Here is a 24691-nt window from a genome sequence, read left to right as displayed (position 1 = left end):
GGACTGACGTGCATCCCGGTCCGTAGGTGCTTGGCCTGTTTTGCGTTCGTGGCCTGCACGGATTGCAGCATGTGTACGGCGGGTTGACCACCGCACGGATCCTCCGAACACCAGCACCAGCGGATTGGGCGACCCCACAGATTCCCAGGTCAGACGGTGTGCGCGTCGGCCACCGCCAGGGCCTCGTCCAGGATCTGCAGCCCCTTCGCCACGTCCTGCGGCGCGATGTTGCACGCCGGGGCGATGTGGATCCGGTTGCCCGCGACGAGCGGCCAGAGCCCGCCCTTCTTGCAGGCGGCCGCGAACTCCGCCATCGGCGCGTTGTCCGCCCCGGCGGCGTTGTACGGGACCAGCGGCTGGCGCGTCTCCCCGCTGCGGACGAGTTCGAGCGCCCAGAACGTGCCGAGGCCGCGGACCTCACCGACCGAGGGGTGGCGCTCGGCGAGCGCGCGCAGGCCGGGGCCGAGGAGTTCGGCGCCGGTGCGCGCGGACTGTTCGACGACGCCCTCCTCCTCCATGACGTTGATCGTGGCGACGGCGGCCGCGCAGGCCAGCACGTGCCCGGAGTACGTCAGCCCGCCCGGGTAGGGCCGGCGGGCGAAGGTCTCGGCGATGGCCGCCGAGATGGCCACGCCGCCGAGCGGCACGTAACCGCTGGTCACGCCCTTGGCGAAGCAGATCAGGTCGGGGGTGACGTCCCAGTGCTCGGAGGCGAACCACTTACCGGTGCGTCCGAAGCCGACCATGATCTCGTCGAGGACGAAGACGATGCCGTAGCGGTCGCAGAGCGCGCGCACCCCGGCCAGGTAGCCGTCGGGGTGCACGAGCACGCCGGGGGCGCCGCCGACGGTCTCCAGGATGATCGCGGCGATGGACTGCGGGCCCTCGAAGACGATGGTGTCCTCCAGGTGGCGCAGGGCCCGCTCGCACTCCTCGGCCTCCGTCGTCGCGTAGAAGGGCGAGCGGTAGGCGAAGGGCCCCCAGAAGTGCACGACGCCGGCGGTCGCGGAGTCGTTGCCGAAGCGGCGGGCGTCGCCGGTCAGGTTGATCGCGGTGGAGGTGGCGCCGTGGTACGACCGGTAGGCGGACAGCACCTTGGGGCGCCCGGTGTGCAGCCGGGCCATGCGGACGGCGTTCTCCACCGCCTCGGCGCCGGCGTTGGTGAAGAAAATCTTGTCGAGGTCGCCCGGGGTGCGCTCGGCGATCAGCCGGGCCGCCTCGGAACGCGCGTCGACGGCGAAGCCGGGCGCGACGGTGCACAGCTTGGCCGCCTGCTCCTGGATGGCCGCGGTGACCTTGGGGTGCTGATAGCCGATGTTGGTGTAGACGAGGGCGCTGGAGAAGTCGAGGTAGCGCTTGCCCTGGTAGTCCCAGAAGTACGAGCCCTCGGCGCCGGCCACGGCGAGCGGATCGATGAGCTCCTGCGCCGACCAGGAGTGGAAGACGTGCTTCCGGTCAGCGTCTTTCACGGTCGTGAGGGCGTCGGCTTCTGCGTTCATGAAACGAGCGTAGTCGTCCAGGATGTGGACACGGCGGGGGTCGCACCCGCACCCCTCCTCCTGCGGGATCAGCCCTCCGAGGCGACCCGCGCGAGCTCCCGTACGGCCTCCAGGGCATCGGCGGCGGACCCCGCGCACCGCTCGCGCTCCGCGGCCTCCGCGCCAGCGGGGCGAGCTCCACCAGCCGGACGCCGTCGGGGAACGTGCCGATGAGCGAGGAGACGTGGGAGAGGTCGTCGTCGCGTCCGACGGAACCAGCCAGTGGGGTCCGCAGGTTGGTGGGCTCGGCCGGGGCCGGCGGGACGTCATTGCGCCCAGATCCCGTCGATCAGCAGCTCGGAGGCGACCACGCGTCGGGTTCGAGCGCCAGCAGGATCAGCAGTGCCGCAGTCGGGTCCATGCGGCCATGGCGCGATGTGACCTTCGGATATTGCCATTTCGTTATGGCGGGGTGCCTGATAGGCCCGAAATGCGGCCAGTTGGTGATGATCTACTGGACGTCGCTTCGGCCTGGTGTGACCGATCAGGGTGAAGTGCACCCACTTTAGCGTCACTTTAGCGCGAGCCGCTTCGGGGACGCAATCGGCGGTGGGTGCATTCAAGCAAGTCGATACGACCCGGGGGAGAACATGTCTTTCGTTTCGAGTAAATCCGTCATGCGCGTGGCCGTGGCCGCGGCCGCGTTGGCGTCCTTCGCCCTGACGGCTCCGCAGGCCTCGGCCGTCGAGTCCGCGCCGGCGGCCAGCGGCGTCCGGATCTCCGCCGCGGCGGACGACGCCACGCGCGCCGTCGCGAAGGCCCAGCCGGCGGCGGCCGCCGCCACGGCGAACCTGTGCGGGGCAGGCTACGAGCTGACCTTCGCCGAGCAGCTCCCGGACTCCCGGCGCTTCGGCACGCTCTTCCTGTACCGCAAGGGCTCCTCGGCGTCCTGTGCCGTCTTCGACAACAACCTGGGCTCCGCCAAGTACATGAAGCTGAAGCTGTGCGAGACCAAGCCGCGTCCCGTGGGCACGCCGCGGGTCTGCAGCACGGACGAGGGCACCTTCAGCCAGTACGCGGGCCCGGTGCGCGTCAACGACGTCTGCGGCGAGGTCACGGCCATCCTGAAGCAGGACGGTGTAGCGATCATCGACCGCGTGCGCCTGGTGCCGCCCTGCAAGTAGCCGGCTGATCCGGGACGGCCTCCGCGCGGGTGCGCGGGGGCCGTCCGAGGTGTGCGGGCAGGGGTGGCGGCTACTTGTCGGAGTAGCTGAAGTCCCCGACGGTCCAGGCGCTGACGTTGTCGAGGGCGATTCGGTACATCCCGCCGGTCTCGGGGATGCCCACCGGGCCCTGGAGGATGCGCGCCACGTGGAAGTGCAGGTGCGAGGGCGGGCCGCCGGGCTGTCCGGCCGTGCTTTCGGGGGCGCTGAACACTTCGGCGAACGGGCCGAGCTGCTCGGAGTCCCGCAGGACCTCCGCCACCCGCTGGCGCCAGACGCGTTCGGGGGCGAGGCGGCCGGTGATGACGGCGCCGTTCACGACGACCGTCAGGGACATCTGATTGGTCTGTTCGGACTCGACCATGGCGGCGAGGTCGCGAAGCAGGTCGTCAGGGATCGACATGGGCAGGCACTCTAGCAAGTCGGCCCGGCCCCGGGCGGTGCTTCCGGTGCGGCGGCGGCCGATTCCCGACGTGCGGGGAAACGGGCCCGCGGCCCGCACGCAGGGGTGCGGGCCGCGGGCCCGTTCGCTTTCGCGTCGACGCCGGCACCCGGGCCGGCGTCGACGGAGGCGTCAGCTTCAGGCGGGAACGATGTTCTCGGCCTGCGGGCCCTTCTGGCCCTGCGTGACGTCGAAGGTGACCTTCTGGCCTTCCTGGAGCTCACGGAAGCCGGACGTGGCGATGTTCGAGTAGTGGGCGAAGACGTCCGCGCCGCCGCCCTCCTGCTCAATGAAGCCGAAACCCTTTTCCGCGTTGAACCACTTCACGGTGCCGGATGCCATGCGCGTTCTCCTTTGGGGCAGTGCCCGGGCCGCACTGTGCGGACCCGGCGTCGACGAGATGATTGCCCCGACCGGAAATCTGAACCGGAAATGAAAAGTGCACCCACCGGAAAATCGGGTGAGAGCACTTGTAAGCTTTTTGGGGACCACAACCGCAACTGGCGTCACCGTAGCACAGGGGAAACGTCTCGGCCGGAAAGTCTTTCCGTTCCGGTATTGCCGCGTCGCGGTATCGGATATCTGTTCCTTTAATCTTATGAACGGCCTCGGCCCCTCAGGCGCCGATGCGGAGCAGCGCGAGCGTGATGTTGTCCGGACCCCCCGCGTCGATCGCGGCCCTCCACAGCTCGAACGCCGCCCTGCCGTCGTCGTGCACCCGCAGCAGCTCCTCGATCGCGCCGTCCGGCACCGGATCGGTCAGTCCGTCGCTGCACACCAGGTAGCGGTCGCCCTCGGCCAGCGGGAAGGTCTCGATGTGCGGGGTGATCGCGCTGTGCCCGCGGCTGCCGCCGAGCACCTGCGTGACGGCGGAGGTGGTGCGGTGCCCGGGCGCCGGGGGCGGGCTGTCGTCCACGCTCACCTGGTGCAGGCCGTCGCGCGCCGCGTGGAAGACCTTGCTGTCGCCGACGTTGAAGGCCAGCAGCGACTCGGCCAGGACGAGGGCGCCCGCGACCGTGGTCCCCATGGCGGTCAGGTCCGGCCGGCCGTCGGCGGCCGAGTACACCGCGTCGTTGCAGAGGTCCAGCGCGCCGGCGACGGCCTCCGCGCAGTCCAGGGAGGGGCCGAGCGCGGACAGCTGGCGCACCACGAGTTCACTGGCCACCTCCCCGGCCGGCTGCCCGCCGAGCCCGTCGGCGACCGCGACGACGAGCGGTCTGCCGAAGGGGAACACCAGCGTCTGGGGGTTCTGGGTCACCGTCCCGCACAGGGTCCACGGCCCGATGACGAGGCTGTCCTCGTTGTGCTCGCGGACCAGCCCGACATGGCTCAGGGCGGTCACAGCTATGTACGTCACTTCGACGTCCCGCCTCTCCGCAACGGCACCGGCAGACGCGTACCTCGCCACCATTGTCGCGCCGCTCCGGCATGCGCGGCGCGGCCTGCCGGAGCACGCTGGTCGTGGAGCTGCCTGTCCCCCGACGGCGGCCCGGTCAGGAAGGACTGCCGTTGATGTTCGCGAGGCTGAGCACCTACCAGGGATCACCCGTCCCCGCGGAGGGAGACCTGGGCGCGCATTCGGAGGAGATCGTCCGGCAGGTGCAGGACGCGCCCGGCTTCCGGGGCGTCTTCTACCTGGTCGACCGGGCCACCGGGGAGGCGAAGTCGCTGACCCTGTGGGAGGACGAGCGGAGCATGCGGGACAGCGAGGAACTCGCGAACCGGATCCGCGAGGAGACCGCACGGCGGGAGGGCCAGCAGGTCGTCACGGTCGAGCACTTCGAGGTGGGCTTCAGCCATCTGGGGCCGTAGGAGCAGCGCCCGGCGCACGCGTCTCGGCGCGGCGTGAGAGCGGGGTACGAAGGACGAGGAGGGATGGTCATGGGCAAGCTCGCGATCGACCAGTTGCGGGAACGGGTGCGCGGGGCGGTCGTCGTCCCCGGCGACGCCGTCTACGAGGAGGCGCGCGCGGTCAACAACGCCATGATCGACCGGCGGCCGGCCGTCGTCGTGCGCTGTGCCAACGCCGGTGACGTCATGGCCGCGGTCGACTTCGCGCGGGAGAACGCTCTGGACCTCGCGGTCCGCGGCGGAGGCCACAGCGTGCCGGGCTTCGGCACCTGCGACGACGGCGTCGTCGCCGACCTGTCGGCGATGCGCGGGGTACGGGTCGACGCCGCACGGCGCACGGCGCGCGCGGAGGGCGGCGCCACCTGGGGCGATCTCAACGCGGCGACCTACGCCTACGGGCTGGCCACCACCGGCGGGATCATCTCCACCACCGGCATCGGCGGGCTCACCCTCGGCGGCGGCATCGGTTACCTGTGCCGCGGACTGGGCCTGAGCTGCGACAACCTGATCTCGGCCGATGTGGTGACGGCGGACGGCCGGCTCCTCGTGGCGAGCGAGGAGGAGAATCCTGACCTCTTCTGGGCCCTTCGCGGCGGCGGCGGGAATTTCGGCGCGGTGACCTCGTTCGAGTACCGGCTCAGCCCGGTCAAGGACATCTACGGCGGCCCGATGCTCTTCGAGCTGGACGACGCGGCCACCGTGCTGCGGTCCTTCGCCGACTACATCGCCGACGCCCCGGAGCAGCTCGGCGGGTTCCCGGCCTTCCAGCTGGCGCCGCCGCTCCCGTTCATCCCGGCGGACCGGCACGGCGATCCGTTCGCCCTGATCGTGGCGTGCTGGGCCGGGCCGCTCGATGAAGGCGAGAAGGCCCTCCAGGCCTTCCACGACTTCGCCCCGGTGGTCGCGGAGCACGTCGGCCCCATGCCGTACCCGGCGCTCAACAGCGCCTTCGACGCGCTCGTGCCGCCCGGTCTCCAGCACTACTGGAAGGCCAACTTCGTGACCGAGCTCAGCGACTCCGCCATCGAGGCGCACCTGGTGCACGGCCCGAAGCTGCCCGCCGTCAACTCGACGGTCCACATCTACCCGATCAACGGCGCCTGCCACCGCGTGGGACCGCAGGAGACGGCCTTCGCCTACCGCGACGCCTCCTTCGCCACCGTCATCGCCGGCATGTGGCCGGACCCCGCGGACAACGAGGCGAACATCGCCTGGGTCCGTGACTACTACGAGGCCACCGCACCGCATTCGGAGGAGGGCGGCTACATCAACTTCATGGCCGAGGACGACCAGAGCCGGATCAGGGCCAACTACAAGGGCAACTACGACCGTCTGGCCGAGGTCAAGCGGACGTACGACCCGGACAACCTCTTCCACCTGAACCAGAACATCCAGCCCGCCGCCTAGAGGGGTGCCCGGCCCGGGGGCCGGTCGCGGGGCGGATCGGCGCGGGTGCGGGATGTGTCCAGGCATGCATATTTTGTCGTAGTACCGGATTGTCCCGTCCGCCCGGTTTGCTCTGATCGAGGAAGGCCCCCTCCATGAAGCGTTTCCCGGTGATCGGTGTGCTCTGCCTGAGCGCGGTGTTCGGTCTCAGCGCGTGCTCCGACGACAGCTCCTCCCCCGCCGAGGAGGCCTCCGAGGCCTCGGCCGACCTGTGCACCGACCTGAACGCACTGAAGGCCGACAACGCCAAGCTGAAGGCCCTGAACCCCGCCGTCGCCACCAAGGACGAGATCAAGGACGCCTACGACGCCGTCCAGCAGGACTGGGAGGACGTCAAGGAGAACGCGAGCAAGCTGAAGGACGCGGAGCGCTCCGCGGTGCAGTCCGCCGCCGAGAACCTGAAGAAGGGGTACGAGGACCTGCCGGGCGACACGACCGGCAAGGACGCGCTCACCCAGCTCCAGCCCCAGATCCAGCAGCTGGACCAGGCCACGACGGCCGCCTCCTCCGGTCTCAAGTGCTGACCGGGTGACCGGTCCCACCCCCTCCCCCCGCTCCGCGCAGCAGACCCCGTCCGGCCCCCCGGGCGGGGTCTTCGCCGCTCAGGGGGCGTCGTCCTCGTCCGCGGACGGCAGCCCCCCGCCGCTCCGTCTGCGCATGGCGATCTTCATCGCGCCGAAGAGCGCCTTGGCGATGACGCCCACCACGACCAGGTCGGCGACCATCTGCACGGTGGTCAGCACGCGCCCGGTCCCGGTGACGGGGACGATGTCGCCGAAGCCCACGGTCGCGAACACGGTGACCGTGAAGTAGAGGGCGTCCGTGCGGTTCAGCGACTCGGAGAAGCTGCCGGGCACGCTCTCGGAGAGCATGTAGTAGGTCGCCGAGAAGACGATGAGGAACAGCGGTACGGCGGTCACCACCGCTTCGAGGGCGGACAGCCGCGGATACTCCGAACGGGCGATGGTGGAGACCTGCCAGGCTGTCAGCAGGCCGAAGGCCAGCAGCCCCAGCACGAGCGTCAGGACCGTCAGGATCCCGAAGCCGCCCTCCAGGGGCGCCACGTAGTACAGCGCCGTGAGCAGGCCCGCAGCGGCCGTGGCGCGCAGGCAGTGGCCCAGCAGGAAGCGCCGGCGGCGACGGGCTGCGTTGCGTTCCATGCCTTCAGGAGAACGGCCCGGACCGCATCCGGCGACCGGAGTGCTGCCGCACGACGCCCCCGTCAGTGCGTGAGGTCGTAGAGGCTCCTGCCGACCAGCCACAGGCCGAGGACGAGACAGGTGAAGACGATCGCCGGGTCCTTGTGGTCGGAGAGCCATGCCCGCATGCCCGTCAGCGCCCGCGCCGCCCGCTCGGGGGCGAACACCATGTACAGCTCCATCGCCAGGAGGGTGGAGGAGGCCAGGACGCAGAAGCCGAACAGGGCCAGGTAGGTGGCGCTGTCGGAGAGGTTCGCCTCAAGGACGGTGGCGGCGGCCGCACCGACCATGCCCCACGGCTGCAGGAGCACCGCGAGTCCGGCGGCGGACCACGCGGACGCCTGGTCCATGCGGGAGGTGAGGGGGTGCCGGTCGTCGGCGGCGGGGCCGGGCCCGAGTCCTTCGGGGTCCGGCGTGCCGTCGGCCCGGGGACGCCGCCGGCGCCGGTACTCGGCGTAGGCGACGAGCCCGATGCCGATGGCCAGCCGGAGCGCGAGGCCGGCGGTGGACGGCGGGGAGCGCGGCGGCGGGGGCTGACCCCCGGTGAGGAGCAGGACGACGGCGATCACGGCGACGAGGCAGCCGAGCCAGGCGAGAATGAAGGCGAGCCCCTTCCACAGACCGCCGGGTGCGGACACCACCAGCACGAAGGCCATGACGGGCAGCGGATAGAGCGTGATGATCAGCCCGATGACGATCAGGTCAAGCACCATCGGCTTTTCCCCGTCGGTGGAATCACCCTTCCCCCGTTACCGGGAAGGGAATGCTCATGCGTCCATGGTTGCCCCGCCCCCCGTACGGGTGCAAATGATCGGAGTCGGGCCTGGACGACTGTCCGAAGCCAGGCGGAATGACCGGGCCAGGCCAGGGCTCATTCGCGGTCCGGGCGGCGCGGGGCCGGACGATCGACCGGGCCGCCGGCGGCGCCCGCTGCGCCGGCGACGCGCCCGGCGGCCGCGAGCAGGGCCAGTACGGCGAGCACCACGAGCAGGATCAGCACCAGCAGCAGGACCGTCAGCACGGTCGGGTGGTTCCACAGCGCGAACACGAGCGCGATGACGAGCAGCACGCCCACGGTCAGCGCGTGCCGGTGGGCCTCCACCCACCGGCCCGCGCCGCCGGCGTGCACCCCGTGTCCGGCGCCCCAGCGGGCCGCGGAGTCGGCCGTACGGTCGGCCCGGCCGCGCACACCGCGCGGCAGCCGGCCGGCACCGGACAGGTAGGCGCCGAGCGCCACGACGATCCCGAGGACCATCGCGGTCCGCAGGCTGACCCGCAGGAACCGCACCAGCGTGTCGAAGACGGCCGCCGCCGCGGCCGGGGACTGGACCTCCGCGGGCAGGTGGTCGAGGTAGTAACGGCGGCCCACGACCAGGGCGATGGCGACCAGCAGGCAGGCGAACGCCGCGCACAGGGCGGTGGTCACCAGGGCCCGGCGCCGGCGCCGGGCCAGCAGCACGCCGGCCGCGCCGAGGAGGACCGTGAGCACGGGCAGCCAGTTGCCGAGGACGTCGAGCAGCCGCACCGCGCCCCTGATCTGCCCCAGCTTGTCGTTCTGGAAGAGCACCATCTGCTTGTCGACCTCGGGGATCTTCTCCGCCGGGGAGACCCCGGCGGAAACGAGCTCTTCCTTGACCTTGTCGACCGCCTCCCCGACGTCGAGGGTGACGGTGCCTCCGTCGACGCCGACCGCACCGCGGCCCTTGCCGGTGAGCGCGTGCACCACGGCGTTGTGGGCGGCGCGGTTGGCCACCGTCCACACCTTCTCGAACCGGTCGCTCTCCACGAACCGGGTCGCCACCTTGGAGACGACCTGGTCGGCGGCCGAGTCCAGCTGCGGACCCAGCGCCTTGACCGCGTTGCCCACGCGCGTCGGCAGCCCCTGCGACTCCAGCCACTCCGCCAGGTCGGCCGTGACCCGGGAGCCGTCCACGTGTACGTCGGCCGCCTTCGTGATGCGGTTCACGGCGGCCTCCTCGATCGCCGGGTTCGAGGCGAGCGGCTCGACCGTCGAGACGTACCGGTCGGTGTCCAGCACGATGTCGTGCACCCAGACGGTGAGCAGGGAGATCGGTACGAGGATGCACGTCAGCGTGATCAGCACCGCCGACACGGCGCTCTTCGCGATCCGCCCGCCCCGGGATCCGCCGCCCTGGCCGGCGGCGGTCGGTCGGGCGGGCGGCGCCGCGCCGGGCGGGCCGCCGGGTGACGGGGACGGCTCGCTCATGGCACTCCCGGGGACGACTGGGCACGACAGGGCGCGGCGGACAGCCGCGCCCTGCCATTGGACCCAGGCCGTCGCCGGACGCGCCTGTTCAGCTGGGCCCTACAGGTGACGCGGCCTCAGCGCCCGCTGCCCGCGGGGTCGCGCAGCGCGTTCTCCCGGGCGAGATGCCCGACGGCGCCGAAGCGGCCGGTCAGCCGCCCGCCGGCCGGATCACCGGGGCGGTGAGCGGCGGCGCCGGCACGGTCAGGGCGGCGACGAGGACACCGCAGGCGAGCATCGCGCCTGGAGGTTCCGGGCCGAGGCGTCCTGGAGCGCATCGCCTCGACCGGTGCGACCTTCGCCGCCTTGGGGGACGGCAAGGGCGGTGCGGCAAGTACCGGAGGTGGCCGACCGTCGCGTACGCGCCCGGGCCGACGAGGCCGACGCCGACCGGTTCCGCGACCGGGCGGAGGCGGACGTGACCATGCGGAGAGCTGATGGGCACGGCGCTGACCAGTGTCCATGCCGGACTGCGCGCCGACATGGGCCCTGGGGCCGATCTGCGCCTCTGCCGAGGGAGAGGGTGAGGGGGCGGAGGAGTAAAGGCAGAAGGATCAGGAGGCAGAAGGATCAGGAGGCAGCCGGATCAGAAGGGAACGGAATCGTCCGGCCCGACGATGCCGAACAGCGCGCCTTCGGGATCGCGCAGGGTGACCTCGTGCGGGCCCGGACCGGAGTCCGCCACGGAGACGGCGCTGCCGCCCAGGCCGGTCGCGGCCTTCACCGCCGTTTCGAGGTCGGGCACCCGGAAGTGGACCTGCCAGCGCGGCCGCAGCTCCGGGTCGGGAGACTGCGCGAGCGTCCCGCCGTGCAGGCGGGCCACCGTACGGCCGTCGTGGCGCAGCAGGATGCGGTTCTCCTCCTCGACGTAGGAGACCTCGCAGCAGCCCGCCTGGGAACAGGCCCATTCCAGGACCTCGCCGTAGAAGATGGCGGCGTCGAAGGCGTTCCTGGTGCGCAGTTCGAGCCAGGCCGGCGCGGCCTCGCCGCCCATACCCCAGTCGGGGATGGCATCGCCCTGCCAGATCCCGAAGACCGCGCCGTCGAGGTCGGAGGCGAGCGCCGCCCGTCCCGTACCGAAGGCGAGGGGGCCGACGGCGACGGTCCCGCTGCGTTCCAGGATGCGTGAGGCCGTCACGTCGGCGTCGTCCACGGCGAAGTACGGGGTCCAGGCGACCGGGACCGTGACGCCGGTGGGCATGGAACCGAGGCCGGCCACCGGGATCCCGTCGCTGAAGCCGACGGCGAATCCTCCGCCGAGGCGGTCGTTCCCGAAGCGCCAGCCGAGGACCGCGCTGTAGAAGGCCTGCGCCGCGCCGACGTCGCGCGCCATGAGGCTTACCCAGCAGGGTGCGCCGAATGTTTCGTGACTCGATGTCGACACGCCTGTCATCCCCATCCGCCGGTGCGGCCCCGGATGCCCCTCCCACGGTACTCGCGGGAGCTCCCGGGAAACGTCGGCCACATCCTCCTGGCGCCGCCGCCCGCGCCCACGCCGACACGGCGACCGGCACCCCGCCCGGCGGAACGTCTCGGCGGCGGCCCGCGAGGGAGGCGCCCGGGGGCCCGCGGTCGCCGGCCGGGTCGCCCCGCCGGGCCGCCCGCCGGTTCAGGCCGCGGCCCGGGCCCGAGCGCGGCTGCGGGTCTCCTGGAGTGCGACACGGCGGCGCCGGGTCGGCATGCCCATGGTCGGGTTGGCCACGCCCCAGGCCGCGCCCTTGCAGATCAGCTCCTTGTAGAAGGCGGCCGTGCGGCCCGTCAGGGCCTTCTCGACCGCCCGGTCGTCGGCGGTGACGAACTGGATCAGGCCCTCCTTGCGGCCGAGGGAGATGCACTGCTGGAAGTAGCGGATCGGGACCTGGGGGACCTTGGCGCCGGCGAGCCGGGCGGCTATGGCGTCGGCGGCCTGCCAGGCCATCGGGACGCCCGAGGCGCAGGACATGCGCAGCGGCTTGTCGCCGGGGCCGATCGCCATCGCCGCGTCGCCCACGGCGTACACGTCCGGGTGGGAGACCGAGCGCATCGTGGCGTCGACCAGGATCCGGCCGTGGTCGGTGACGTCGAGGGCCGTGGCCAGGGCGATGGGGTGGACGGCGAATCCGGTGGTCCAGACAGTGACGTCGGCGGGCAGGGTCCGGCCGTCGGCGGTCGTGACGCGGTCGGCCTGCACGGCGTCGACCGCCGAGTGTTCGTGGACCGTGATGCCGAGCCTGTCCACCGTCCTACGGAGGTGGGCGCGGCCCTTCTCCGAGAGCCAGTCGCCGAGGCCTCCGCGGGCGGCCAGACAGACGTCGAGGTCGGGGCGGGCCTCGGCGATCTCGGTCGCGGCCTCCAGTCCGGTCAGGCCGCCGCCGACGACGAGCACGGGCCGGCCGCCGTCCAGGGCGGCGAGGCGGTCGCGCAGGCGGAGGGCGCCGGGGCGGCTGGAGATCTCGTGGGCGTGTTCGGCGGTGCCGGGGACGCCTCCGTCGTTCCAGCCGCTGCCGAGGGCGTAGACCAGGGTGTCGTACTCCAGTTCCTCCGGCCCGGCGGCGTCCGCGGCGGTGACCGACACCGTCTTGCGGTCCACGTCCACGGCGGTGACCTCGGCGAGCTTCACCGCCACCCCCGTGCCCGCGAACATCCCGGCGAACGGCCGGGGCTTGAGGTCCTGGCCGGCCGCGAGCTGGTGCAGCCGGACGCGCTCGACGAAGTCGGGCTCGGGGTTGACGAGGGTGATGGTGACGTCCTCGCGGCGCAGCCGCTTGGCGAGACGGCCGGCGGCGACGGCACCGGTGTAGCCGGCTCCGAGGACGACGATGCGGTGCTGCATGTCCGTGCTCCTGTCTGGGCGGGGTCAGCCGTTGTCCGGCGTGGTTTCGCCTCTTGAACCGGGCAGCCCCGCATTTCCTGACAGCATTCGGATGTGACCTGCGTCACGTGGCCTCAGAGGGTGTGGAGCGGCCCCTCCGCGTGGTCCGAGGCGGCCCACCGCTGCGTCGCGCGGACGAGCTTGTCGGGGTTGACCTGGCTGCGGACCGCCACGATGCCGTCGGCGGTGACGTCCAGGCAGGTGATCCCGACGAGCCGGCCGTCGACGACGGCGACGACGGCGGGCCCGCCGTTGGCGGTCGTGGCGTAGATCTCGGGCGTGCCGCCGACGATGGCCCGCTTGGCCTTGCCGGGCTTGAACAGGCCGCGCAGGAACGTGGCGACCGCGACCGCTCCCTCGAACGCCTTCGCGCGGGCCGGAACCTTGCCGCCGCCGTCGCCGACCGAGACGGCGTCCTGCGTGAGCAGCCGGAGGAGGGGTTCGGTACGGCCGCTGGTCGCCGCGGCCAGGAACTCCTCGACGATGCGCCGGGCGGCGGCCGCGTCTATCTCGGTGCGCACCTTGCCGTCCGCGACGTGCTTCTTGGCCCGGTGGTAGATCTGCTGGCTGGCGGCTTCGCTGAGGTCCAGGATCTCGGCGATCTCCCGGTGCGGGTAGTCGAAGGCCTCCCGCAGCACGTACACCGCACGCTCGTTGGGCGACAGGCGCTCCAGCAGGACGAGGACGGCGTACGAGACCGACTCGCGCTGCGCGGCGGTGTCGGCGGGGCCGAGCATCGGGTCGCCGTCGAGCAACGGCTCGGGGAGCCAGCGCCCCACATACGTCTCGCGCCGCGCGCGTGCCGAAGTGAGCTGGTTGAGGCAGTAGTTGGTGAGGACCTTCGTCAACCAGGCCTCGGGCACCTCGATCCGCCGGACGTCGGCCGCCTGCCAGCGCAGGAACGTCTCCTGCACGGCGTCCTCCGCCTCGCCCGCCGAGCCGAGCAGCCGGTAGGCAATGGCCTCCAGCCGGGGCCTGGCCGCCTCGAACCGGTCCACGTCACTCATGAGCAGCGCCATGCCCGCGATCCTAGGGGGTGGCCCGGTCCTCGAACAGGCGCAGGAGGCCGGCCTGGCCGACCCGGACGCCGACGCGCGCACGGAGGCGATCACCCTGCTCGCGATGGCGGCGACGACGGGAACGAGCATCCTCGTGGGCCGGCGGAGCCCGGAGTCGGCGATCGCGGTGCTCCGCCACCACCTGTCCGGATCTTCACGACAGCCGCGCGCGCCCCGGCTCACGGCGGCCGATGATGGGAGTACGGCCGAACACGCGGAGCTGCTCATGACGGGTTGGCGCGTCAGGGACTACACCCAGGACGATCTCGAAGCGGTGATCCGCGTCGATGCGGAGAGCGGCACGGCCGAGGAGTCACCCCTCTTTCCGCTCTCGGACGCCGTGGCGGCCCTCCAGGCCCTCCACCCGGCGGTGGTGGCCACGGCGGACGAGGTGGTGGTCGGCGCCGTGGTGAGCAGGGTGGAGGGCGACCGGGCGTGGATCCTGCGCTTCAGCATGGCGCCTGCCTGGCGCCACCAGGGGCTGGGCAGTGACCTGATCACCGCCCTGGAGCACCGGCTGTTCGCCGGTGGGGTCCGCACGGTGCACGCGGTCCTGCCCGACGGTGATACCGGTGCCACCGCCCTGCACAACTGCGGCTTCGGCGCCCGTCCCGGCCTGGTCTTCTTCGAGAAGCGGGGGCGGGTGACCCCTCAGGCGGTCAGCATGCTCGCGTCACTGGGAGCGGAGCTGCCGCCCGGAGGACTGTGGCAGAAGGTCGCGGGCATGCACAGGGAGAAGGAGCTCATCGAGCGGCGCCTGGTCCTGCCCCTGGCCCACCCCGAAATGGCCGCCCAGCACGGGGTGGAGCTGCCGCGGGCGGTGATGCTGTTCGGTCCGCCCGGAACCGGGAAGAGCACCTTCGCGCACGCGATCGCCAGCCGTCTGGGATGGCCGTTCCTCGAACTGTTCCCCGCCCGGCTGGCCGCCGAGTACGGGCTGGCGAGCGGGCTGAACCGGCGGTTCGACGAGATAGCGCGGCTCGATCACGTCCTGGTCTTCATCGACGAGGTGGAGGAGATCGCGGGGACCCGGAGCGGCGCGGACGCGACCGCGGTCGGTGTCGTCAACGAGCTGCTCAAGGCGATCGTCCGGTTCCGGGGCCAGGACGGGCGGCTGCTCGTCTGCGCCACGAACGACGTGACCACGCTCGACTCCGCGTTCCTGCGGCACGGCCGTTTCGACTACGTGCTCCCGATCGGGCCGCCCGACGACCGCGCGAGGACCGCGCTGTGGGAGAGCTATCTGACCAGGGCGGGCGCGGAGGCCGACAGCACGTCGCTGGCGGCCGCCAGCGAGGGGTTCACACCTGCCGACATCGCCCACGTCGCGCGCACCGTCTCCCAGGTCCAGTTCGAGCGCACCTTCGACACCGGGGCCCGAGCCCGCCCCACCACGGACGACTACCTGCGCACGATCGCCGAGACCAGGCCCACGGTCGGCGCGGCCACGGCCCGGGAGTTCGCCCACCAGACCGAGGAGTTCGCGCGCATCTGAGGGGTGCAGCCCGTGACAAGACTGCGGCTCGCCCGCAGCGCCGGGTGTCACGGCCGTAGGCGCCGCGACGCCGCGAAGCGGCAGGGGTCATATGGAACGCGTCTCGTGATGCGAGACGGTTTGGCGCCCGCGAGGTGCACGGGGTGCGCCCATCGGCCTCCGGCCAGGGCAGCCACCGGAGTTGGGGCACGCGGAGGGCACGGCAGGGACAGCCCTTGGGCAACGCAGAAGGCCCAGGTCTGCGACCTGGGCCTTCTGCAAAGTGCGGATGACGGAAATCGAACCCGCGCCGGCCGAACCGGCGACGTGGAACTCGACCACTGGGTACCCACGTGCCGGGCCCTTCACGTGTGCAAGGGCATTCAGCCGTGCTCCTCCTCCTCGGATTCCATGTGTCGGATCCCCTGGTGGGTGAGGGTAACCATCGCCGGGGTGTTGCCGGGGTCCCAGTCGACGGTGATCAGCCCTTCGCCGGCCAGGTAGGTGCAGGCGGCGGCGAGGTCCTGTTCCGGTACGTGGAGGTCGCGCCGCAGCTGCGCTCCGGTGATGCCGAGGAGGCGGTTGCCTTCGACGGCTTCGTACAGGACCCGGAGCACCTGGTCGCGGTAGGTCTTGCGTTCGCGCAGTGTGGCCATGACCGCGTCCTCTCGTGTGCGGGAGTGTGTTTCGGGGCTCTCAGGTCTCGTCGGAGTGTGCGCCGGTGCCGATGGGAGTCCTGCTGGCGGCCAGCCACGAGCGGGCGGGGCCGGCGGATGTCGCCGTGTCCACGGTGAGGTGGAGGCGGGTGTTGCCGTCGAGGGCGGGGTAGCTGCGCTGTTCCGCGCCTGCGAAACAGCCGCGGAGCGCCTCCGCGACCGCGCGGGCGGCTTCGGGCGTGTGCGCGATGATCCGGACCTCGGCGTGCCCGAGCGACGGCAGTGTCTGGGTCTCGATGTACTTCACGTAGGCGTGTTCCCTTTCGGAGTGGGCGGGAAGCCGGCGGGTGGGGGCGCCGTGGCGCCCCGCCCGCTGCCCCCGGTCGGAAGAAGGTCGTCCGGCAGGCCGGGACGTAGCGGCAGGGGGTCGCTGAAGCGGTAGGCCCCGATCCGGGCGTCGTGCCGGACGTCGTGCCGGGCGTTGAGCAGGTGGATCCGGCGTATTCCGATGCCGCTCGCGACAATGATCACCGCGATGAGGACGATGGTCCCCACGGAGCTCACCTCCGGCCGTTTCCGGGCAGCGGCAGGGCGCTGCGATCCATCGGGCTCCCGAAGGGGGACATGCAGGCCCCGCCTTCGCTCTCCCAGCCGGCTTCCTGGCGCTGGGCGTCGCGGAGGCCGCGTCCAATGGCGGCGTCGCTGGTCATCAGCACGCCTGCGGTAAGGACGCTGCCCGGGATCGCGGCGGCGGCCATCAGGCGGGCCGCGGCGGCGGGCTCGGTCTCCGGCGGGATGACGAGGAGGTCCCAGCGCCCCACGGTGTAGGAGAGCAGGATGAGCTTGTCGGGGTCCTGTTCGGTGAACCAGCCCACGTGCAGCACGCGTCCGTCCACGGGCACGGTGTGCGGTACGACGGGCCAGCGGGTGGGGTTCACGGTGACGCGGGTGACGCGTCCCCAGGGTTCCTCCAGGGCGGCCGCGAGTGGCGGGAGCTCCGCTTCGAGATCGCGGGAGTGGGGCCACCAGGCCCCGTCCAGCCGGCCGGCGAGTGTGGTTCTCGGGGTGAGGGACAAGCGTGCCGGAAGCGCTGCGGCGAGGTCCCGGGGCGCGGTCCGGTCGAGGGTGGTGGTCATGATGCGGACCTGCCCCCGAACTGCCCGTCGGCAGTCCGGATTTTAGGCGATCGCCGGAAATGACACCTGCGTGAAAGCCGGTGCGCGAAGTACTTCCGGCCCTTTTAATGTACACCTGATCGATGGGTTATGGCCGCTTTGACCAGGCATTTTCCGGCGGAGGCGCTGTGGAGAGCGGTGGTGCGGACGGCGGGAGTACCGTGAATACGACGGCGGGCTCGCGTACGGCGCAGGTCGGCACCGGTGTCGACCTGCTTGAGGCACGGCCGCACTCCGTAGACGGGCGGACCCACATGACCGACTCCGACACCCCCCGCACACCCCCGCGGCTCCTGCCGAATGCGGTCCACCATGCGATCAAACCGGGCACGGCGCTGCTGCGGCTGGAGACCACGAGGTCCCGGGAGGGGCTCCTGGACGGTGCGTGGTGGCCGCGCACGCGCGACATCGAGACGGAGCTGCCCGCGCTGATCAGCGTGTTGACCGAGCACCTCGGGCCCATCACCCGGGTCGGCGTGGACGCATCCGCCTGGAACGCCCTCCCCACCCGCCTGGTCATCGACGACCAGATCGTGCACTTGGACTCCGACCCGGTCGGCGACGACACCGTCCTCATCACCCGCGGCCACAACGACCACTTCGCCCTGCTGGTGGTCCCCCCGGACACCACCGCCGACGCCGCCCGCGAAGCGATGGCCCGCGCCGTCCGCGCCGACAACATGACCCAGGCCGCTCAGATCCTCATCGCCACCACACCCGACGCAACAGACACGGGTCCTGGACCGGCAGCGACATCCAGCTGAAGGCGCACCGAGACGCACTGAACACCGCGCTTCTGCCGGGTGCTGCCCGTCATTTATTTATTGCAACCGAGAAATATGGTCAGCCGGGTGGGATGCAAAACGAAGTCCGGGTCGCTCTGCCGCCGGCGCGAATCACCGTGCACGACGTGGAGCCAAGGCGGATCCGGCAGCCCTGGCCGTTGAGCCCCGTGCGACAGGGCCCGTCCGGGTGACTGCGGACCGGCGGCCGGGCCCTGGAAGTGTGCGAGTGGGGTTGTGGTCAGAGGTGCTCGTCGTGCAGGTCCTCTTCGCGCAGCAGGTCGTCCTCGCGGCGGCGCGAGGTGTCCTTCTGGCTCTGCTTCCGGCCCTGCTCGCGGGATGACTTGCCCGGCTGGGGGTGAGCGGGGTCTCCGGAGCGATGGTGCTCCTGCGCCTCGCTGCCCTTGCCCGGTTCCTTGGGCTTGTCCTGCGTACCGCCCATGACGGTGACTCCTCTTGTTGCGTGGGGTGCGGATTCCTCTCGAACGACGCTGACATGCACCGTTACGGTCCGCATCATTTCCCCTGCGAAGCGAGGCAGGTGGGTGACGACCGCCCCCGATGGGCGGTGCCGGGATGCGGGCCGGCCGGTCGGTGCCGAGGATGGGCTCGATTCCCACCCGCTTCTGCTGTCGGGAGCGCGTTTCATGTGTGGTCCGCGTGGCTGCTCAGCTCTGCTCGGACGCGAGCCCGGCGGCCATCGTGGTGTCCTTCGGTGCAGGAACGGCTCGGTGCTTGGTGCCGGGTACGCGGGCCCTGGCCTGTGGAGGTACGGTGCCGGATCCCGCCGCTCGGCCGGGTGCCGGCCGGCGCATCCCTGTGCGCCGTGCTGCGCGTCGCCACAGGTGCGGCAGGAAGGCGTAGAAGCGGTCGGGAAGGAACACCGCGTCCGCAACGATCATCGCGCCGGAGAAGAGGGGCAGCCCCAGGAGCACTGCGATGCCGACGTGCATGCCCAGCAGCACGGTCAGAACGGGGTACTTGAGCCTGCCGAAGAGTACGAAGGGGAAGGCGACCTGCAGGAGCACGGTCACGTAGCCGGCGATCGCGATCACCATCGGGTACTCGTCCACGAGGTGGGAGAGTGCGGGCCAAGGCTGGAAGAGTTCGAGGTTCAGGGCGTAGTGGAGAGCGGTGCCGCCGCCCCAGGTGGGGCCTTGGATCTTGTAGAGGCCGGCTGATCCGTAGAGGAAGCACACCTGTGCCGCGATGACGAGGATGCCGCAGTTGTGCACCACCGTGGTCAAGGTGGTGCGCGCGGCCCGGAGTTGTTGGGCGTACAGGCTCCGCACGGGTGCCGGCGCGTGGCCCGCGCGGGCTGTCTTGAGCCGCTCTCGGCGTGCGTCCAGCGACCAGCGCCGACCGCACGCGGTGAGGACGAGGTAGAGGGCCATCAGCAGGATCAGGTTGTCACCCCCGTCCGTCATGAAGATCGACCTGGCATGGAAGGAGGTCACCACGACGGCGAAGAGAACGGACATGGCGCGGGTACGCCAGCCCAGCATGAAAAGCGCGGACGTGATGAGGGCCGTCACGTAGCAGAGCTCGAAGTAGGCGCGGCTGTCCGACAGGAGCAGGATGCTGTTCCAGCCCGTCTGGTCGAAGAGCTGTTGTGCCAGCGCGGGTGTCCAGGGGGAGCCGGGGCCCCAGATCTCGTCACGGTGCGGGAACTCGCGCAGCAGGAATACCAGGTAGAGCAGCCCGTAGCCGATGCGCAGAACCGACGCTGCGTACAGGGAGATCGGCCGGTCGGTGAGAAGCGCCCACAGATCGCCGATCCGGTCGAGGAGCCAGCGGTGGGCCGTGCCGGCCAACGGGGCCTCCTGGGCCGCGGGTCCGTGCGGCGTGGCTGCTGTGGAGGGGAACTGGGGAATCTGTTCATTTCCCATGGGAGGTCACCTTCCACCAGGGCAGGAGCCGGTCCTCGGTGGGTGCCGGCGGGCGATTGCCGGCCGGTGTGCCGGGCGCGGCGACGGGCAGTGTGACGACCCGGAGCTGAATGAAGTCGAAAGCGCCGCCGTCGTTGTGGGCGGCGAGGCGGTCCGCGGCGATGTTGCGCAGGTACGTCTGCAACATCACGGCCCGTTCCGAGCGTGCCGTGTCGCTTCCTCCGTGTGTCTCGACGTAGGAGGTCCAGGCGCGGCGCAAAAGGTTCTGGGACGTGTGGCTGGGAAATGCATTGTGGTCGACTGCGGAATGGTCCACGGCAGCCAGGTCGAACCAGGGGGTCACCTGCACCGATCCTCTGGAGTCGGTGTATGCGGTTCTCGACAGGATCTTTCGGTTGAAGGAGTCGGGGTCCGGGGCGAAGAGCCGCCAGTTCTGTTCGAAGAGCGGGAACACCCATCCGTTGACCTGCGAGCTGTACCGCTTCGATACGGGGTTGGAGGGGGCCACATGAAGGAACACCAGGACGACGTGGACCAGAGCCGTCACCAGGCAGAGGGCTACGGTGGTGTGCAGCCCTGCCTTCAGCGTACGAACGCCCATGGGTGGCTTGTCCGGTCTGACCGCTTCGTCATGACGCTGCGGGGGGACCGTATCGGAATCGGACTGATGGAGTTCCTTCACGTCCGCAGATTCAATTCCGCTCGACACCGCCCACCCGGTCTTTCTCATGTCTGCTGTTCGCCTGAGGTCTTTGCGACTCTCACCGGCGGCGCGCGGCGGATTCGATGAGGATTCCGCCGCGCGCCGTCGTTCGATGAACGGGCTTCGTGCAGCCTGCTGCCTAGCCCCTGTGGGCCGCGGGCTTGTTGCCGTAGCCGTAGTGGTCGCCGGGCTTTCCGTCGTGGCCGTGGTCGTGGCCCGGCTTACCGGGTCCCTCGTCCTGCCCGTTGTCCGGTCCGCCGTGCTCCGGCCCGTGGTGCTCCAGGCCGCCGTGGTCCGCACCGTCATGGCCCGGACCGTCATGGCCCAGTCCGCCGTGGTCCGGTCCGCCGGGCTGACCGCCGTGCCCGCCGGTGATGTTTCCGCCGGTGATCGTTCCGCCGGTCGTGTTGCCGCCCGTCGTGTTGCCACCGGTGCTGTTGCCGGCCGTGTTACCCGAAGTGTTTCCGGAGGTGTTGCCGGCGATGTTCCCCGAGGTGCCGCCCGACACGAGGTCGACGATCGGTCCGCCCAGGAGACCACCACCGATCAGACCCACGGTCGTGCCGGTCGTCGTACCGGCGGTCGGCGTTCCCGCCGTCGTGCCGGTGGTCGTACCGGCGGTCGGCGTTCCCGCCGTCGTGCCGGTGGTCGTGCCGGTGGTCGTTCCGGTCGTGGTGCCGGTGGTGGTGCCGGTAGTCGTTCCGCCGGTGGCGCAGCCGCCGAGGAAGATCCTGTTGTTGTTGAGGGTCACCTCGCCTTCACGAGCCAGCGCCCGGCCCTCGATGTTGGCCCCCTGATTCACGAAGATGGAGGTCAGAGCCATGATGGTGCCGACGAAGGTGGAGGTGGTGCCGAGGGTCGCCGAACTCCCGATCTGCCAGAACACGTTGCACGGCGAAGCGCCGTTCGTCAGGAGGATCCGGCTGCTGGATGCCGTGGTCAGGGCTTCGGGAATCTGGAACACCCAGACGGAGTTCGGGTTTCCTCCGGCATTCAGGACCAGGTCGCCGGTGAGTCCGACACCGGACGTGGCCCTGTGCACGCCGGGAAGCAGCTCCTGACCTCCGCCGATGCCTGCCGCAAGCGCGAAGTCAGGTGCCTGGCCGCCCAATTGGCCGGCCGCTTGGTTGTACGCCACGATCAGATCGCTCTTGGCCTGAGCAGCCGCAGCGTCCGCGGCGTGCACTGCGCCGAGCACCAGTCCTGGCGGGAACCCGGTGATCGCCGGGTTCGGGTGTGTTCCGAGGTCGTGGTCGAGCACCGAGGGTCCTGTGTTCGTGACTCCTTGACCTGCCAGGACGGAGTAGCTGGCAGTGGTGCCCAGCGGTACGGGTGTCGCGATGGCCATTGCCTGCGTCGGCAATCCGGCGACCATGACGGCGGCAACCGTGACGGCGACGGCCGAGGACAGCCAGCCGGACAGAGTGCGGCGCCGAGCCGCCTGGGTTTTCAGCTTCATCAAGAGGCCATTTCCTGTGGGGGCCGTGGCGTACCGGGCCCTACCGTTTGCCCGGGATGCCCTGGTGTGTCGCTGCCGCATATTACGCAGGAAATTTCGCGCACCAGCAATGAGTAAGGGGTGGAGGGGGGATTAATATAAGCGCATTGCGTAGCTTCAATTGCGCCGAAAATAATCAGACTCACATTGTCGATCATCCGACATTGCCCCCGAATGGGCAGAACTCGGTTAACTCATAAGAGGCAGCGCCGCACACCTGCCCAAATAGATCCAACCGGCGCACACGGAGGTGTACCGCCGGGCAGGTGAACTCGCGAACCCGCAGCGGCGGGCGTGGCGGCCGGTTCGTCGTCGATTCACTCGGCTCTGGCGGCGCTGTCGGGTGCCCTCGCTTCGGACTGGCCAAGACAACAAGAAGCGCCACCCCGGCCTGGTCCGACCCTGCTGGGGGCACTTACAGTTCAGCGGTTCTGACGGCGGCCTGGCACCTGTTCGTCCCCACTTCCCAGTCCACCTGTGCACACGCAGCGGCGTCCCGTCGGCCCGCAGTCATGGCTGTCGTGGGTGCGGGATCAGTCAGCGGCCCTGGCCGGCGCGGACGGCGCCGGGGCAAGCGGTGGCGTCGGCCTCCTTTTCCTGGCGGCTGCCGCCGGTGGCAGCCGCCAGGTAGCACAAAGGGCTCGTCCTCGGCTCCTCGGCTCCTCGGCTCCTCGGCGGCTGTGCCGTGTGGGTGAGTGCCAAGAGGCGTCAGACACCCGTCCATGCGTCGAAGAAGGCTTTCCGCTCGGCCGGATCGGCTGGCTTGTGGTCCGCGTGCAGGACGCGCCAGGCGGTGAGTTCGAGGTCGCGGAGCCACAGCTCCCCGATGACCTGCGTTTTCAGGTCGGGCAGGCGGTCGGATTCGGCGAGTGCCTGACCGATGACCTCGCCTGCTGCGACACGCTGGGACGGGGTCATCTCGTCGACAGCCGAGAGGATCTGCCCGGCCAGGCCGGTACCTTCGCCGGCGAGGGAACTCAGCACACACGCCTTGATGTTGGACGGCAGCAGATAGAGAGAACCCGAGGACCTCCAGAGGTCCGACCAGAAGCTCTCTCCGGCCGCGGTCGGAGCGGGGAGGGCGGCGAGCAGTCCGAGGAGGTGTGCGGTGGCCGCGTATCCGTCGGAGTGGGCCGATGCCACGACGGCGATGTCCGCGACACGCTCCACGTCGATTCGGCCGGCTTCGAGGCGCGGGTCCAACCCCAGTCGCTGTACCAGCTGATGGGAAAGGGGGGCGGATGCGTGGGAGTGGAACTCGGGAAGCATCGGCGGTCCTTGAACGTAGGAGAGCGGAGAGGCCCGTTCGGAAGCTCTGATCGTTCCCGTGGCCCACCGAAATACACGACTTCCCCGGCTCCATTTGCCGACACGCCTCCCCGGCCGGAACCATGAGGCGGCTGACCAGGCACGTCCGGCGACGCCGGGCCGACAGTCCGCGGCAGCCCTCCAGGAAGGCTGCGGGCAGGCTCCTAGCATGACCGCATGGTTGCGAGCGATGCCCAGCAGTCCGAGTCAGGATGGGAAGCAGTGTCCCGAGACGAAGTCGAATCCGGCGGTGCTTCCTCCACAGCGGCGGTTGGCGGACACGAGCGCCACCATCCGGTTGCCGACCTGGTCGAGCGGGCGGCCGATATGGTCGAGCCGATCAAGCCGAAGCTGCGAGGCTGGCTTCACGCAGGAATGGTCCCCGCTTCGCTGGCCGCCGGTATCGTCCTCATCTGCCTGGCCGGGACACCATCGGCCGTCCTGGCCTGCACCGTGTACTCCGTCTCCGCCTGGCTGCTGTTCGGTACGAGCGCCGTCTACCACCTCGGCACCTGGGGACCACTCGGTGAGGCCGTTCTGCGTCGCCTCGACCATGCGAACATCTTCCTGATCATCGCCGGGACCTGCACCCCGCTCGCCGTGCTCCTTCTTCCCCCCGGCCGGCGATCCGCCCTCCTGTGGATCGTGTGGACGGGCGCCCTCGCGGGCATCGCCTTCCGCGTCCTGTGGGTCGGAGCGCCCCGCTGGCTGTACACCCCCTGCTACCTGGCCCTGGGCTGGGCACCGGTGCGCTACCTGCCCGACTTCCTGCACAGCGGCGGGGCGGCCGTACTCGCCTTGGTCGTGACCGGCGGGCTCCTCTACAGCGCGGGCGCGGTCGTCTACGCCCTCCAGCGCCCGGACCCCTCACCGCGCTGGTTCGGTTACCACGAGGTCTTCCACGCCCTGACCGTGGCAGCGTTCACCGCTCACTACACCGCCATCTCCCTCGCCGCCTACTGACCACGACGTGGATCGGTGCGTACCAGCTCAACGGTGCCGGGCCGGCAATCGGCCCTTCGCGTCAGGGCGCGAGCGGGCGCCGAAGGGCGACGTAGTAGTCCCCGACCGCGGAGAGGTAATCGTCGTCGGCCGTCTCGCTGTCGGTGGTGAACCGAGGTGCTGCCTTGATCTCTTCCCGCGTGCTCGACACCTTCACCGTCCGCGCCTCGGGGTCGATGCCGGTGACGGCGCCGGCCGGGATCAGGACGCTCCTGCCGAACACCCACACGCCGGTGTCGACCACCAGGTGCTGCCTGCCGGGCTGGTCCTGCTGGCGGTCCACGTGCCCGATGGCACCGTCAGTGGCCTCCACGGTGAAACCCACCAGGGACTGCCGTGATGTGTAACCGCTGTCCTGCGCGTACGTCCACACACCGCCCACAGAGCCGT

Annotated in this window: 27 protein-coding genes; 7 read left to right on the top strand and 20 right to left on the bottom strand. The window is 70.6% G+C overall.

Annotation, left to right across the window (positions count from 1 at the left end; all coding sequences use genetic code 11):
• Window positions 1–149: 149 nt before the first annotated feature.
• The gene (locus ACZ3X1_RS08805) at window positions 150–1499 is read right to left on the bottom strand and encodes an aspartate aminotransferase family protein (protein ID WP_356815889.1); all 1350 of its coding nucleotides are present in this window, start codon (window positions 1497–1499) and stop codon (window positions 150–152) included.
• 656 nt (window positions 1500–2155) lie between these two features.
• Between ACZ3X1_RS08805 and ACZ3X1_RS08800 the strand changes: the two genes are divergently transcribed.
• Window positions 2156–2662, top strand: coding sequence for a hypothetical protein (locus ACZ3X1_RS08800; protein WP_467278008.1), 507 nt, complete (start codon window positions 2156–2158; stop codon window positions 2660–2662).
• A gap of 70 nt (window positions 2663–2732) precedes the next feature.
• Here ACZ3X1_RS08800 and ACZ3X1_RS08795 read toward each other — a convergent pair whose 3' ends face one another.
• From ACZ3X1_RS08795 to ACZ3X1_RS08785, 3 genes are all read right to left on the bottom strand, one after another.
• Complete coding sequence (locus ACZ3X1_RS08795) at window positions 2733–3104, bottom strand: hypothetical protein (protein ID WP_356815887.1); 372 nt, start codon at window positions 3102–3104, stop codon at window positions 2733–2735.
• A gap of 177 nt (window positions 3105–3281) precedes the next feature.
• Window positions 3282–3485 carry a cold-shock protein gene (locus tag ACZ3X1_RS08790; protein ID WP_030030412.1) on the bottom strand — a complete coding sequence of 68 codons (204 nt, stop codon included), beginning with the start codon at window positions 3483–3485 and terminating at the stop codon, window positions 3282–3284.
• A 274-nt stretch (window positions 3486–3759) separates the two neighbouring features.
• Window positions 3760–4500, bottom strand: coding sequence for a PP2C family protein-serine/threonine phosphatase (locus ACZ3X1_RS08785; protein WP_356815941.1), 741 nt, complete (start codon window positions 4498–4500; stop codon window positions 3760–3762).
• Between the two features lie 155 nt (window positions 4501–4655).
• Between ACZ3X1_RS08785 and ACZ3X1_RS08780 the strand changes: the two genes are divergently transcribed.
• The 3 genes from ACZ3X1_RS08780 to ACZ3X1_RS08770 all read left to right on the top strand — a co-directional run bounded on the left by ACZ3X1_RS08780 (window position 4656) and on the right by ACZ3X1_RS08770 (window position 6964).
• Window positions 4656–4955 (top strand): hypothetical protein, encoded by a 300-nt coding sequence (locus ACZ3X1_RS08780; RefSeq protein WP_356815940.1) that lies wholly within the window; start codon window positions 4656–4658, stop codon window positions 4953–4955.
• A gap of 69 nt (window positions 4956–5024) precedes the next feature.
• The gene (locus tag ACZ3X1_RS08775; RefSeq protein ID WP_362633264.1) at window positions 5025–6401 is read left to right on the top strand and encodes an FAD-binding oxidoreductase; all 1377 of its coding nucleotides are present in this window, start codon (window positions 5025–5027) and stop codon (window positions 6399–6401) included.
• 134 nt (window positions 6402–6535) lie between these two features.
• Window positions 6536–6964: a hypothetical protein gene (locus ACZ3X1_RS08770; protein ID WP_467278000.1), complete on the top strand. Its 429-nt coding sequence runs from the start codon at window positions 6536–6538 to the stop codon at window positions 6962–6964.
• A gap of 78 nt (window positions 6965–7042) precedes the next feature.
• Here ACZ3X1_RS08770 and ACZ3X1_RS08765 read toward each other — a convergent pair whose 3' ends face one another.
• From ACZ3X1_RS08765 to ACZ3X1_RS08740, 6 genes are all read right to left on the bottom strand, one after another.
• Window positions 7043–7600, bottom strand: coding sequence for a potassium channel family protein (locus ACZ3X1_RS08765; protein ID WP_362633257.1), 558 nt, complete (start codon window positions 7598–7600; stop codon window positions 7043–7045).
• Window positions 7601–7662: 62 nt separating this feature from the next.
• Window positions 7663–8352 (bottom strand): GAP family protein, encoded by a 690-nt coding sequence (locus tag ACZ3X1_RS08760; RefSeq protein WP_356815936.1) that lies wholly within the window; start codon window positions 8350–8352, stop codon window positions 7663–7665.
• Window positions 8353–8510: 158 nt separating this feature from the next.
• Complete coding sequence (locus ACZ3X1_RS08755; protein WP_467277993.1) at window positions 8511–9866, bottom strand: hypothetical protein; 1356 nt, start codon at window positions 9864–9866, stop codon at window positions 8511–8513.
• 625 nt (window positions 9867–10491) lie between these two features.
• Entirely contained in the window at window positions 10492–11238 is a 747-nt protein-coding gene (locus ACZ3X1_RS08750) for a VOC family protein (RefSeq protein ID WP_356811574.1), read from the bottom strand.
• 276 nt (window positions 11239–11514) lie between these two features.
• Window positions 11515–12717 (bottom strand): NAD(P)/FAD-dependent oxidoreductase, encoded by a 1203-nt coding sequence (locus ACZ3X1_RS08745; protein WP_467277990.1) that lies wholly within the window; start codon window positions 12715–12717, stop codon window positions 11515–11517.
• A 113-nt stretch (window positions 12718–12830) separates the two neighbouring features.
• Window positions 12831–13775: an RNA polymerase sigma-70 factor gene (locus ACZ3X1_RS08740; RefSeq protein WP_356811576.1), complete on the bottom strand. Its 945-nt coding sequence runs from the start codon at window positions 13773–13775 to the stop codon at window positions 12831–12833.
• Window positions 13776–14040: 265 nt separating this feature from the next.
• On the opposite strand from ACZ3X1_RS08740, the gene ACZ3X1_RS08735 reads away from it, so the two are divergent.
• Window positions 14041–15309, top strand: coding sequence for an ATP-binding protein (locus tag ACZ3X1_RS08735; protein WP_467278554.1), 1269 nt, complete (start codon window positions 14041–14043; stop codon window positions 15307–15309).
• 362 nt (window positions 15310–15671) lie between these two features.
• Here the strand turns inward: ACZ3X1_RS08735 and ACZ3X1_RS08730 are convergent, their stop codons facing one another.
• The 4 genes from ACZ3X1_RS08730 to ACZ3X1_RS08715 are packed head-to-tail and all read right to left on the bottom strand — an operon-like array spanning window position 15672 to window position 17080.
• Complete coding sequence (locus tag ACZ3X1_RS08730; RefSeq protein WP_356811577.1) at window positions 15672–15944, bottom strand: hypothetical protein; 273 nt, start codon at window positions 15942–15944, stop codon at window positions 15672–15674.
• Between the two features lie 40 nt (window positions 15945–15984).
• Entirely contained in the window at window positions 15985–16251 is a 267-nt protein-coding gene (locus tag ACZ3X1_RS08725) for a hypothetical protein (protein WP_467277985.1), read from the bottom strand.
• The gene (locus ACZ3X1_RS08720; RefSeq protein WP_467277982.1) at window positions 16248–16499 is read right to left on the bottom strand and encodes a hypothetical protein; all 252 of its coding nucleotides are present in this window, start codon (window positions 16497–16499) and stop codon (window positions 16248–16250) included. Before ACZ3X1_RS08720 ends, ACZ3X1_RS08725 begins: the two co-directional genes overlap by 4 nt.
• Before the next feature lie 5 nt (window positions 16500–16504).
• Window positions 16505–17080: a DUF5994 family protein gene (locus ACZ3X1_RS08715; protein WP_467277980.1), complete on the bottom strand. Its 576-nt coding sequence runs from the start codon at window positions 17078–17080 to the stop codon at window positions 16505–16507.
• Between the two features lie 293 nt (window positions 17081–17373).
• On the opposite strand from ACZ3X1_RS08715, the gene ACZ3X1_RS08710 reads away from it, so the two are divergent.
• Complete coding sequence (locus ACZ3X1_RS08710; RefSeq protein ID WP_467278552.1) at window positions 17374–17883, top strand: DUF5994 family protein; 510 nt, start codon at window positions 17374–17376, stop codon at window positions 17881–17883.
• Window positions 17884–18142: 259 nt separating this feature from the next.
• Here the strand turns inward: ACZ3X1_RS08710 and ACZ3X1_RS08705 are convergent, their stop codons facing one another.
• The 5 genes from ACZ3X1_RS08705 to ACZ3X1_RS08685 form a co-directional block, all read right to left on the bottom strand.
• Window positions 18143–18343, bottom strand: a complete 201-nt coding sequence (locus tag ACZ3X1_RS08705) for a hypothetical protein (protein ID WP_356811581.1) — start codon at window positions 18341–18343, stop codon at window positions 18143–18145.
• Between the two features lie 226 nt (window positions 18344–18569).
• A complete protein-coding gene (locus ACZ3X1_RS08700; RefSeq protein ID WP_467277976.1) occupies window positions 18570–19790 on the bottom strand; it encodes an HTTM domain-containing protein in 1221 nt (406 codons plus the stop codon).
• Window positions 19780–20520, bottom strand: coding sequence for a DUF5819 family protein (locus ACZ3X1_RS08695; protein WP_467277973.1), 741 nt, complete (start codon window positions 20518–20520; stop codon window positions 19780–19782). Before ACZ3X1_RS08695 ends, ACZ3X1_RS08700 begins: the two co-directional genes overlap by 11 nt.
• 112 nt (window positions 20521–20632) lie before the next feature.
• Window positions 20633–21952, bottom strand: coding sequence for an ice-binding family protein (locus ACZ3X1_RS08690; protein WP_467277970.1), 1320 nt, complete (start codon window positions 21950–21952; stop codon window positions 20633–20635).
• A gap of 747 nt (window positions 21953–22699) precedes the next feature.
• Window positions 22700–23260: a hypothetical protein gene (locus ACZ3X1_RS08685; protein WP_467277968.1), complete on the bottom strand. Its 561-nt coding sequence runs from the start codon at window positions 23258–23260 to the stop codon at window positions 22700–22702.
• Window positions 23261–23521: 261 nt separating this feature from the next.
• On the opposite strand from ACZ3X1_RS08685, the gene trhA reads away from it, so the two are divergent.
• On the top strand, window positions 23522–24262 hold the full coding sequence (gene trhA / locus ACZ3X1_RS08680) for a PAQR family membrane homeostasis protein TrhA (RefSeq protein WP_467277965.1): 741 nt from the start codon (window positions 23522–23524) through the stop codon (window positions 24260–24262).
• Window positions 24263–24323: 61 nt separating this feature from the next.
• Here trhA and ACZ3X1_RS08675 read toward each other — a convergent pair whose 3' ends face one another.
• Window positions 24324–24683: a PRC-barrel domain containing protein gene (locus tag ACZ3X1_RS08675; RefSeq protein WP_356811586.1), complete on the bottom strand. Its 360-nt coding sequence runs from the start codon at window positions 24681–24683 to the stop codon at window positions 24324–24326.
• Between the last annotated feature and the right edge of the window lie 8 nt (window positions 24684–24691).

This window comes from Streptomyces sp. NPDC023541, from assembly GCF_055559995.1.
The sequence above is the reverse complement of the archived record's forward strand: the minus strand, read 5'-3'. Positions and strand labels throughout refer to the sequence as shown.